Origin of the sequence: Thomasclavelia sp. (assembly GCF_017889095.1) — a bacterium.
Taxonomy (GTDB): Bacteria; Bacillota_I; Bacilli_A; order Erysipelotrichales; family Coprobacillaceae; genus Thomasclavelia.
On record NZ_JAGHEW010000262.1, the window covers coordinates 1 to 11,542 of the forward strand.

At 28.1% G+C, this 11,542-nt stretch carries 14 protein-coding genes and 1 pseudogene; 5 read left to right on the forward strand and 10 right to left on the reverse strand.

The genetic code is table 11. The features are described 5' to 3' along the window. Positions 1–384 precede the first annotated feature (384 nt). From rpsR to ispD, 5 genes are all read right to left on the reverse strand, one after another. Entirely contained in the window at positions 385–615 is a 231-nt protein-coding gene (rpsR, locus tag J7M77_RS11690) for a 30S ribosomal protein S18 (RefSeq protein ID WP_296878747.1), read from the reverse strand. Positions 616–632: 17 nt separating this feature from the next. Then, positions 633–1,109, reverse strand: a complete 477-nt coding sequence (ssb, locus tag J7M77_RS11695; RefSeq protein ID WP_296878749.1) for a single-stranded DNA-binding protein — start codon at positions 1,107–1,109, stop codon at positions 633–635. A 12-nt stretch (positions 1,110–1,121) separates the two neighbouring features. Then, the gene (rpsF, locus tag J7M77_RS11700; RefSeq protein ID WP_296878751.1) at positions 1,122–1,403 is read right to left on the reverse strand and encodes a 30S ribosomal protein S6; all 282 of its coding nucleotides are present in this window, start codon (positions 1,401–1,403) and stop codon (positions 1,122–1,124) included. Positions 1,404–1,537: 134 nt separating this feature from the next. Next, positions 1,538–2,872: a glycoside hydrolase family 3 N-terminal domain-containing protein gene (locus J7M77_RS11705; RefSeq protein WP_296878753.1), complete on the reverse strand. Its 1,335-nt coding sequence runs from the start codon at positions 2,870–2,872 to the stop codon at positions 1,538–1,540. Continuing rightward, positions 2,847–3,506: a 2-C-methyl-D-erythritol 4-phosphate cytidylyltransferase gene (ispD, locus tag J7M77_RS11710; protein WP_296878755.1), complete on the reverse strand. Its 660-nt coding sequence runs from the start codon at positions 3,504–3,506 to the stop codon at positions 2,847–2,849. Before ispD ends, J7M77_RS11705 begins: the two co-directional genes overlap by 26 nt. A 135-nt stretch (positions 3,507–3,641) precedes the next feature. Here ispD and J7M77_RS11715 point away from each other — a divergent pair, with 135 nt between their 5' ends. Further along, the gene (locus J7M77_RS11715; protein ID WP_296878758.1) at positions 3,642–4,547 is read left to right on the forward strand and encodes a Na/Pi symporter; all 906 of its coding nucleotides are present in this window, start codon (positions 3,642–3,644) and stop codon (positions 4,545–4,547) included. Further along, a complete protein-coding gene (locus J7M77_RS11720) occupies positions 4,540–5,112 on the forward strand; it encodes a DedA family protein (protein ID WP_296878760.1) in 573 nt (190 codons plus the stop codon). The genes J7M77_RS11715 and J7M77_RS11720 overlap by 8 nt, the downstream gene beginning before the upstream one ends. 26 nt (positions 5,113–5,138) lie before the next feature. Here J7M77_RS11720 and J7M77_RS11725 read toward each other — a convergent pair whose 3' ends face one another. The 3 genes from J7M77_RS11725 to J7M77_RS11735 form a co-directional block, all read right to left on the reverse strand. Beyond that, positions 5,139–7,130 carry an AAA family ATPase gene (locus tag J7M77_RS11725; protein ID WP_296878762.1) on the reverse strand — a complete coding sequence of 664 codons (1,992 nt, stop codon included), beginning with the start codon at positions 7,128–7,130 and terminating at the stop codon, positions 5,139–5,141. A gap of 86 nt (positions 7,131–7,216) precedes the next feature. Beyond that, positions 7,217–8,212 carry a GGDEF domain-containing protein gene (locus J7M77_RS11730; protein WP_296878764.1) on the reverse strand — a complete coding sequence of 332 codons (996 nt, stop codon included), beginning with the start codon at positions 8,210–8,212 and terminating at the stop codon, positions 7,217–7,219. Positions 8,213–8,285: 73 nt separating this feature from the next. After that, positions 8,286–8,648, reverse strand: coding sequence for a hypothetical protein (locus J7M77_RS11735; RefSeq protein WP_296878765.1), 363 nt, complete (start codon positions 8,646–8,648; stop codon positions 8,286–8,288). A gap of 75 nt (positions 8,649–8,723) precedes the next feature. Between J7M77_RS11735 and J7M77_RS11740 the strand changes: the two genes are divergently transcribed. The 3 genes from J7M77_RS11740 (at position 8,724) to J7M77_RS11750 (ending at position 10,255) form a co-directional block, all read left to right on the forward strand. Continuing rightward, on the forward strand, positions 8,724–9,425 hold the full coding sequence (locus J7M77_RS11740) for a GTP pyrophosphokinase family protein (RefSeq protein WP_296878766.1): 702 nt from the start codon (positions 8,724–8,726) through the stop codon (positions 9,423–9,425). Beyond that, complete coding sequence (locus tag J7M77_RS11745) at positions 9,418–9,933, forward strand: HAD-IIIA family hydrolase (protein ID WP_296878768.1); 516 nt, start codon at positions 9,418–9,420, stop codon at positions 9,931–9,933. The genes J7M77_RS11740 and J7M77_RS11745 overlap by 8 nt, the downstream gene beginning before the upstream one ends. A gap of 160 nt (positions 9,934–10,093) precedes the next feature. Beyond that, on the forward strand, positions 10,094–10,255 hold the full coding sequence (locus J7M77_RS11750; protein ID WP_296878769.1) for a hypothetical protein: 162 nt from the start codon (positions 10,094–10,096) through the stop codon (positions 10,253–10,255). Between the two features lie 583 nt (positions 10,256–10,838). Here the strand turns inward: J7M77_RS11750 and J7M77_RS11755 are convergent. Both J7M77_RS11755 and J7M77_RS11760 read right to left on the reverse strand, forming a co-directional pair. Further along, positions 10,839–11,138 carry an MGMT family protein gene (locus J7M77_RS11755; RefSeq protein ID WP_296878770.1) on the reverse strand — a complete coding sequence of 100 codons (300 nt, stop codon included), beginning with the start codon at positions 11,136–11,138 and terminating at the stop codon, positions 10,839–10,841. A gap of 57 nt (positions 11,139–11,195) precedes the next feature. After that, a pseudogene (locus tag J7M77_RS11760) lies at positions 11,196–11,542 on the reverse strand (hypothetical protein); the annotation flags it as partial.

Here is an 11,542-nt window from a genome sequence, read left to right on the forward strand (position 1 = left end):
TATATTTTATTATTAAGAGCCTGTTGAAAACTGTCGTTTCTTGGATTTAAATAGATTCCCATAAAATCACCTACTTTCACGCTTAATTATATCATTTACAAAGTAAAGTATTAGTAAAAATATGTATATTCCTGTTCTGCTTTCTGTTTCTTTTTTCCATTCACTAATTTTCTCTACTTTCTCTTTTATAAGCAAATGATATTAATTACCAAAAGAAATTATAACAATAGTTTAATGAAAACAAAAAAACTACGAAAATAATTTCCGTAGTTCCTAAAAAAACATTAAATTAATCTTAAATCCATACGTCCCAGGTGCCACCATCTTGCCACCAGGTTAGATCCAAAGTTCAAAAAACGTTGATTTTATGCGTTTTTTTTCTAATTAGTCTTGAACGTATGGTAATAAAGCCATTTGACGTGCACGTTTAATTGCAGTAGCTAATTGTCTTTGATATTTAGCGCTTGTTCCAGTTACACGTCTTGGAATAATTTTACCATTTGCTGAAATGAATCTTTTTAATAATTCTACATCTTTGTAATCAATGTAAGTAATTTTGTTTTTTGTGAAGTAGCAAACTTTTCTTCTACCCATTCTTTGTTTTCTAAATGCCATTTTTCTAGCTCCTTTCGTTAAAACTGAATATCATCTTCCATAATATCAAACGTATTTAAAGAGTTATCAAATTCTTTTTCTAACTCAACTGTTTTCATATTATAGAAATTATCGTTACTTTGTTGTGGCTGTGGTTGTTGCATTTGCATTTGAGCTTGATTTTTCTCTCTTGCTGCTCTAGTTTCTAAAAACTGAACACTATCGCAAATAACCTCAGTTACATAGACTCTTTGACCTTGAGTATTATCATAACTACGAGTTTGAATTCTTCCTTCAACCCCAACTAAGCTTCCTTTAGAACAATATCTTTCGACATTTTCAGCTGGCTTACGCCATACTACACAGTTAATAAAATCAGCTTGTTGTTGTCCATCTCGTGAAGTAAAATTACGGTTTACTGCTAGAGTAAATGATGTTACCGCATCACCTTGTGGTGTTCTTCTAAGTTCAGGATCTCTAGTCATGCGTCCTACAAGAACTACTCGATTAATCATCGATGTCGCCTCCTATCTACGTAAACTTAAATGACGTAACATAGATGGATTAATGTTTGATAAACGTTCGAATTCTGCAATATCAGTTCCGTTGCAAGTAGTATCAACAACTACATAATAACCTTTTTTGTAGTCTTTGATTTCGTAAGCTAAATCACGTAGACCCCATTCATTAACGTTATCTACTGTACCACCATTTGCTGTTAAGATAGCTTTGAAATCTTCGATTAATTTATTTCTTGCTTCTTCTTCAACATCAGGTTTTACAATAAACATAATTTCATACTTGTTCATTTATATACCTCCTATGGTCTATCGGCTTATTTAATTTTCAATAAGCAGGCTGTAAAGTTAATATTTTTACATGCTTTGTTATAATAGCACAAGATTTCAAACAAAGCAATAATTTATTGATTAATTTATCATTTTTAAATAATCCCTAAACTCTGTTTCCAAGCTATAACTCGTAATACCGACAAATCCAAACTATTTTCGCTAATTTCATTATTATTTATAGCATTTAATATTGCTTCAAAATATACTTGCGGTGATGAAGTCATAATTAAGTCATTACCAGCTTTAATTGCTTTAACAGCAAGTTCACTTTCACTACCAAATTCTTTATCTTTTAATGTATCAATATCATCACTTAAAATAACTCCTTGATAATTTAACTCATCTCTTAGTAATTGATGCACTTTGATTGATAACGTAGCAGGATTTTGATTATCTAAACAATCAATAATATTATTAGTAACTAAAATGCCATTGGCCTTAGCTTCAATTCCAGCTTTAAATGATAATAAATCATTATCTTCAAATTCCTTATAATCCCGACTATCGTGATAAAGTTCATTACCTCCAGTACCGCTGCCATAACCTGGAAAATGTTTTAAAACACTTCCCATTTTAACATCATTCATTGCCTGAACAACTTTACTAACATAATTACTTGTCGCTGTAGCATCAGTTGAAAAACAACGTTGATAAATATAATCTTCTTTATTTATCGCTACATCAGCTACTGGTGCCAAGTTTACATTAATCCCAAATTCTTTTAAATACTCCGATTTTTCAGTAGCATCACTTACAATCGCATCCATACCTCCGTATCGATAAACTTCGCTAGCTAGGCGAAAACGATTATTACGTAAATATTTACTTACCCGAACTACACTGCCACCTTCTTCATCAACGGCAATGATCATCGGATATTTAGCACTATCCTGATATTCTTTAATATCCATCATAACTTCATTTCTTGATTTATTTTTAAAATTTTCATCATGCAAAACACATCCAGCATAAGTTTGGTTTGTCGATAAATTACTGGTATGTAATACTAATAACAATTGGCCTACTTTATCTTCAAGACTCATATTTTGTACAGTTGTAATTACATTTTGATATTCATCGTCTGTTAGTATTCCATTAATAATCGGAGTAGTTTTGATCTTACTTTTTTTAATTTCATATTCACCATTTAAATCCCCAGTATAACTAATCGTTAATTGATTGGAAAAGATCAATTCCAGATCATCTTTGATCATTTGCCGATCAATTGTATAGGTTGTATTTTGATTATCTCTAATTACTACATTATTATCATCAATATTAATTATTTGACCCGTAAAAGAAACTGTTTTTAATTCTACTTGATCATCTTTAGCTAATAACTCTAATTGATAATATATCGCTCCAGATATCAATCCTATTAACACTACAATAATAAACAATCTAGTTATTATGCGCCGTTTTTTCATAAAGATCCTCTGGTGTGGTAATCTTGATATTTTCATAACTTCCAAGTACGGCAATTACACTTTGATTTCCAAAGCGTTCTACTAGTGAAGCATCATCAGTTGCCTGGTAAGACTGGTCTTTGGCTTTTTGATAACAGTTTTTAATCAGTTTCGTTTTAAATGCCTGTGGTGTTTGTGCCTGCATTAACTTAGGACGTGGTAATGTTTCTACTACTTTTCCATCCTGGCATAATTTAATCGTATCTTTAACGGGTACTGTCAATAAACAAGCATCATTATTTTTTAAACAAGTAAGTAAACTATCAATATTCTCTTTTTTCAAATACGGTCTAGCCCCATCATGAATCAAAACAATATCCTGGCTAACAGCCTGCAAACCATTATAAACACTATCCTGACGCTCTTGACCCCCAAAAACATAAGTAATTCGCTGATCACTAACTAAATCTTTAATTTGCTTTAGTTCATCTTCTTTAGTTACTACCACTATCTGTCTACATCTTTCATCACTAATAAAATTAGCCATCGTCATTTCATAAACTGTTTTATCGTTAAAACGATATAACATCTTATTATAACTAAGTCCACTGCGACTACCTTTGCCTGCGCATAAAACAATTACACTATAATCCATTTTTCTCACTTCCCTTGTTATTATTTTAACATTTAATGATTATCTTGAAAACAAACATTATTTGTCATTTTATTAATATAATTAAATAAAGGATGTGATGACACTATCAAAAATCTAATTGGTTTTATCCTTAGTTTGTTGGTATTTCTATTTAGTATGCATATTTTATCAACTAGTTTAGATACTCTTGCAAATGATAAATTAAAAAAAATCCTTTATCATCTTTCACCAAATAAATACATTGGTGTTTTAACCGGTACTTTAATTACTGCCATCATTCATAGTTCTTCAGCAATGACCGTAATTTTAATTGGTTTATTAAACAGTAAACTAATTACTTTAAAACAAGCTACCTGGATTGTTTTAGGAGCAAATATTGGTACTACAGTAACTGGATTAATGATTGCTTTAAACCTTGGCCAATCAGCTATTTATCTATGTTTAATCGGGTTAGTATTAATGTTTTTCAACAATAAATTAACTTATTGGGGCAGAACTTTAATGGCATTAGGATTAATCTTTTTAGCTATGGACTCAATGTCTTTAGCATTAGAGCCGATCCAGCGATCATCTTTTTTTATGAATCTTTTTGCCCGTTTAAATAATCCTTTAACCGCTATCCTTGCCGGAACGATTTTTACTGCTATCATTCAAAGCTCAACCGCATCTGTTGCCGTATTACAAACTATTTATCAAAAAGGATTGATCAGCTTTACAATGGCTACTAATGTAATCTATGGTCAAAATATTGGCACTTGCATTACTGCTTTTCTTTGTTGTATCAATGGTGATATTAATGCTAAACGTTTAAGTGTTATTCATGTTTTAATAAATGTTTTAGGAACTATTATTTTTGTCATTGCCGCAATGTTTATTCCTTTTATTGAAGTTATTGAAGGGATGACTAGTAATTATTTAATGCAGATTGCTTATATGCATACTTTTTTTAATATCGCTTCTACGCTATTATTTTTACCATTTGATTCTTGTTTAATCTTTCTTGCCAATAAAATAATTCCTGGAGATAAACATTATGTTTAGTAAATTAATTTTTTTCATTAATCATTATGGCTATAAAGCCATTTTTATCTTAATTACGATAGAAAATCTATTTCCACCTATTCCCTGTGAATTAATCTTAACTTTTAGTGGTTTTTTAACTACTTATACTAATCTTAAAGCTTTAGGAATAATTATAGTATCTTCGCTTGGTTCCTTTATTGGAGCATTAATTCTTTATGGTTTAGGTTTTTTAATTAAACAAGAATCTTTATTTAAATTATTATTAAAATTACATTTTAATTTAGATCAAATTAATAAATCATTTAGTTATTTTAATACTTACGGTAATATCATTATTTTTATTGCCCGCTTAATACCAATCATTCGTTCCATTATTTCTATTCCCGCGGGAATTATTAAAATGAACATTTTTACCTTTTCGCTCTACACTTTACTAGGAAGTTTAATTTGGAATAGTATTTTAGTATATTTAGGAGTATTATTAGGTAATAATTGGCAGATGATTACTAAGTATCTTAACTGGTATTTAATTATTGTTATTATAATTATAGTTTTGGTGTATTTAAAAAGAAAGTTACAATAAACTTTCTTTTTAAAAAAAGTAAAAACTCAATTTTGAGTCTTTACTCGATTCATTAAATATTTATTTACGGCCTTAATAATTCCTCTACCTTGTAGCTTCATATCATAATCTTCTAGAATAACTTCAATTTCATCATCACTAATTTTATGATGAAATTTATTTTTAATTATTTTCTTTAGATCTGTTTTAGTTAATAATTTAAACTTAATCACTTCATCTATTCTAGTAAGCAATTCATCACTGAAAATTCCTTTAGTTTTATCACTGTTACTCTTTTTAAAACCTAATCTATTTTTCATTGCCCCTTGATTAGAGGTCATAATAATTATCGAATTATTAAAATAAACTTTACGCTTATGATTATCTTCTAAACAGCCTTCATCAAACACTTGTAAAAATAGGTTAATAACATCTTTACACGCTTTATCTATTTCATCCAATAAAATAATGCTCTTAGGATAAGTTTGCAACTGTCCCAATAGTAAACTTGGTTTTTCATAACCTACATAACCAGGCGGGGCACCAAGGATTTTTTGAACACTGCTGCTTTCTCGATATTCACTCATATCTAATCGAATTAATTTTCGTGATAGCAATTGAGCTAGTAATTTAACTGATTCAGTTTTTCCTACACCACTATTTCCAATAAACATTAAAACTTTTGGTAAGCGCTGATCTTTATTAATTTGCAACTGGGCGATGATTTGTTCAATTGCTTTATTTTGACCAACGATTTTTTGATTTAATTGGGTTTTAATTGTTTTAAAATCATAATTATCACTAATTTTTATTGAAGTATATTCTTCAATTACTTCTTTTACGATTGCTTTTGTAATGATATGTTGTTTTTTAAAACTAGCTTTTACACAAGCTAAATCAAAAATATCAATAGCTTTATCAGGAAAAGTCCGATTTTTAATAAAACGATCGACATTATCAACCAGATAATTTAATACTTGATCATCAGCTTTAATATGATGAAACTGTTCATAAAATAATTTTGTTTTTTGCAGGATTTCTAATGTTTCTTCTTTAGTATTTTCTTTTAAAGTAATTACACTAAAACGTCGATTCATCGCTTGATCTTTTTCAAAATGCTGATAATATTCCTCAGTAGTAGTTGCACCTATGATCGTTAAATCCTTACGAGCTAAATATGGCTTTAAAATATTAGCAGCATCAATTGCTCCTTCAGCCCCGCCAGCACCAATTAAATTATGAATTTCATCAATAAAAATAATAACATTATCCATTTCTTTAACTTTATCAATAATTTTACGAAGCTTTTCTTCAAACTCACCACGATATTTAGTTCCCGCCACGATACTCGAAAGACTTAATTCATAAATAATTTTCTTTTTTAATCCCTCATTAACTTTTTTTTGATTAATTAAATAAGCTAGTTTTTCTACTAATGCTGATTTTCCTACCCCAGCTTCACCAATAATTAAAGCATTATTTTTTTCTTTCTTACTTAAAATCATACATAATTTTTCTAATTCATGTTTTCGTCCAATGATTAAATGCTCACTTTGTTTTACTTTCTTATTTAAATTTACTAGTGAAGGGATTTGATCTAATTTAGTTTCTAATTCACTACATTCATTTAATTGATAAATTATTTCATCAAAATCAACCTGGTATTTTTTTAATAATTCATGAGCAACACATTCTTGATTTTTTAATAAGGCAACGGTTAAAAGATTAAGGGTTACTTTACTTTTATTTTGTTTATTAGTAAGATCAATTGCTACTTCTAAGATATTTTTTACTGCATCACTATATTCCATATAAAAAGGTTGATCATCATTTGTACCAAACAACCTTTTTATATCATCATATATATTTTTTTCATCAACATTATAATCTTTAACTAATTCACGTAATTTAGAATCGCTTATTTTTAATAACGATAACAATAAATGTTCACTACCAACATTATTATGACCTAAATCAAAAGCAATACTTTCACCAACGACAATTGCTTTTTGGGCTTGTTCATCAAATTTTGTTAACATGTTCCACCTCTAATTTAATTATATGTTTAACCTCTTAAATTATTAACGAAACATCTTATTTTAAACATAAAACAAGCGACAAATCATTACTGATAAATTGTAATTAAATTTCGTCCACTATTTTTACTTTTATATAAAGCACTATCAGCTTTTTGCAACAATTGAACTATTGTTGTTCCATGACTTGGATAATAAGCAATTCCAATACTAATTGATATTGGCTGTGGTAAATTTAGTTTTTTAATCGATTTTCCCCAATGTTCTTTAAAAATAATTATCTTTTTATTTAACTCACTAAAATCATTATTGGCATTTTCTAAAAACGCCACAAATTCATCACCGCCAATACGCCCACAATTTTGAACTCCTAAATCTTCTTTCATTAATTTAGATAATAATTTCAAGATCTGATCACCAAACAAATGTCCATATTGATCATTAACATGTTTAAAATAATCTATATCAACAAGCATAAATATCCCATAATCAGTTTGCTTTAAGATTCTTTTTAACTTTTTTTCAAAATAATTACGATTAAAAATTCCCGTTAAATAATCATGCTGCAAATCATAAATCACCTGTTCATTAGCTATTTCTAACTGTTTAGTTTTCTCTTTGATTTGTTTAGCCAATTGAACCTTGCTTTCCTCAAGCAAACGATGAGGAAAATATTCATCATCTCCTTGGCTAGGATCGGCTATTGATTGATGAAAATGAATAATTTTAAAGCTATTATTTTGATATTCTATCACTAATGTAATTCTACTTGTAAAGTGATATTTTAATAACGAATCACTATCCTGTTTAGCACTAATTTCACCAATAACCAAATATAAGTCATTATTTAAATCGATCACTTGATACCATTGCTTTTCAATCAAAAACCGACCATCCCATTGCTTTGCTTCTTTTTCTAAAGCGATTTTTAATTGATTAATATTACAGCTAATTTCATGGCCACCAGTACCGATTACCGTAATTCGCTCATCTGCCATTTTTTCTACTAATTCAAAATTCCGATTATAAAAATATTCTTTAGCTAAATTGCGACAAAAATTTTCTACATCTTTTTCGTTTATCATAACTATAATCCTTCTTTATTTTCATGTCATAATTATATCACATACAAAAAACAAAAAAACTATCTTTCGATAGCTATGAAAATAATTCCGCAAAAAATGATTTTTTCTTAATTTCTTTACTACTAACACAATAACTAGTTTTTAACTTACCAGTCAATTTTTTCCCTTTGCCTTTTCCAATTATAATGGTATATTCACCATTATAATATTTAGCATCATATTCTTTTTGATGATCAGCTAATACTTGATCAACATCATCTACACCTTTAACCCATTGTTGATAATCTTTGATTAAATTATCTTTTATTTCATACATTGTTTCAATATCTTGATCGCTATTACTGTTAGCGACTATTTTATATTTTGGTTCATTGCCTGAAGCATCAACAGTTACTACATTCATTAAAATCAATAAAATTATAATTGTTTTTTTCATATTGTTCACCTCAAGTTCATTATTACCAATTATGATTAAATTAAACTAAAAAATAGTTAAAGAGGGGTTTATTTTATGAATAATCGTATAATGCAAAAAGAAATAGTTTCCGAGCCATTCTCCTTTGCAGATTCTAGATTACAAGCAAGTAACTCGGTAAAAGATTTTTTCATCTTACAACAAGTGTACGAAGCTGGAATTAAGGAAATTAGAACTAAGTTAGAAATTCTTGATGATGAATTTAAGATCAAACATGATCATAATCCTATTCATCATATGGAATATCGATTAAAATCACTAGACAGTATCGTTAATAAATTAAGAAAAAGAAATCTTGAAGTATCATTAGAATCAATGAATACTAATTTAACAGATATTGCTGGTGTAAGGGTTATTTGTAATTATGTAAGTGATGTTTATCGTATTGCAGATTTATTAGTTAAACAAAGTGATATTAAATTAATCAAACGCAAAGATTATATTAAACATCCAAAAGATAATGGTTATCGTAGTTTACACTTAGTTGTCGAAGTGCCTATTTTTTTAGCACAAAAAGTTCAGCCAATTACAGTAGAAATTCAAATTAGAACTATTGCAATGGATTTTTGGGCCAGCTTAGAACATCATCTTCGTTACAAAGCTGAAAATGAAGTACCTGATGGGGTTCGTGATGAATTAATTGAATGTGCTAAAACAATTAGCCAGCTAGATTATAAAATGCAGGGAATTCATGAAGAATTAAATAAAGCAAAGCAAAGACAAAAAAATAATGAATAAATTAAAAATTGCTTTTCTTGATCGTGATGGTACGATCATTAAAGATTATCCTGATCATGAATGGTCTAATATTAACGAACCAGAATTTTTGGATGGCAGCATTGCCGGGATGCAAAAACTATTATCATTAAATTATCAAATAATAATTATTACTAATCAATATTTAATCAATGATGGCATCATTACCGAAAAACAGTATCAAGACTTTACCAGAAAATTTATCACGATCTGCAAAGAAAATAATATTAAGATCTTGGATATTTACTATTGTCCTCACAATGATAATGATCATTGTAATTGTAAAAAACCAAAACCAGGTATGATTTTAAAAGCTTTAAATGACTATAATATTGATTTAAATGCTTCTATCTATTGTGGTGATAGTCTTGTTGATTATCAGTTAGCTAAAAGGTTCAAATTACCCTTTTATGCTATTAAATCAAAATTGACTTATCAAGATGCTATTTATTGTAATAGTTTATTAGATGTATGTCAGTATTTAAAATAAACTGTGAAAAATTTTCACAGTTTATTTTCTATCAAGATTGCTTTTTTATCTTCTTTATATTAAATTAACTAAACATTTACGTAACCTTGATATAGACAATATTTTCCTTTTAATATAATTAAATTAGAAGGAAGAAAATAAAGGAGATAAAATTATAAAAATGTTATATTCATTATTAATTGCTGGAGCGATAATTACTTCAAATTTAATTTGGAAACTAGGTTGGTGGCCGTATGTTTATAATCAATGTCATCTAGATTGGATTTCTACTGGAAAATATAAAGATAGAATTAAGTATTATTATGATAGTATGAAAACATAATATATATGTTCTACTGATTATATCAATGGATAAAAAATATTTATTATCAGGTTTTACTTTACTTTTTTTAAATATAATATCATTTATTTTCCAGTGGTTAGTTCAAGGTGCTCTAGAATTTAGATATTTATTTTTCACGATTGTTATATTAATAACACTTTTAGCTAGTTATTTATATAACTCTTATAAAACCCTAACTAAAAGATATTTAGTGGGATATGTCTTTATTTTCTTGATTTTAGTTATTTCTCTTTTTATGAGTCTTATCTATGACGGTTTTAATATATACTATATAATAATGATGATTATTATTATCATGGCTGTAATTTTTATTGTTATTACAAGTATCGATAATAAATAAATCAATTTCTTATTTTACTTGCTATCAATAAAAAAGGAATACTGCTATTCCTTTTTTATTACTTCATTATATAATCATGTACAAAATACATTTTTATTGCATGAAATGGATTAAAAAATAAAAATGATATCTAATTTGAACAAAAATGAAATTCAATGTTTAGTCTAAAAATATATATCTACTCTATTGGAAATAAGTTATTAAATTTTCTAATGATAATTTTTATATGATTTCCCATTGATATCTTTTCATATCAACATTACCATTATCTTTAAATCTAATTCCTTCCTGAATTAATAAAGCTCTTTGCTCATCCCAATGGGGTACTAATCGTCCCGCACTATTTACAACTCGATGGCATGGATAATTACCATAATAACTGGCATGTGATAATATTTTTCCAACTTGTCTTGCATTTTTAGGGCGATCGGCAAGAATTGCAATTTGTTTATAACTGGCTACTTTACCTTTAGGAATCTCTGATACAATTGCGAGTACTTGATAAATAAATTCTTCATCCATTTTGATTATCTCCATTATTTTTATTAAAACAGCAAAGACAGCTTAAGCTGCCTTTGCTTACTTTTCTACTTTGTTTTTTAGCTCATCTAATGTTATTTCTTTCAGTATTTCTTCAGTTATCTTTTCTAACTGTTTTACTGTTAAGCTTTCTAACCATTCGCTTTCATCCTGACCATATTTTGTCATGATTAATGATTGTAGCATTGCTCGTTTACCTGATGCATATCCATTATCATAACTTTCTGCCATCATCCCCTCTTCTCGCATTCGGGCACTTTCTCTTACAAAGGCTAAATCCCACATCATTTTGTCTTCTGTAAACTTTTCATACATCTCTACCACCTGCTTTATCAAATCGTCCTTTTCTTCTTTGATTATACCATCATATTCATTGTTTTTAAACA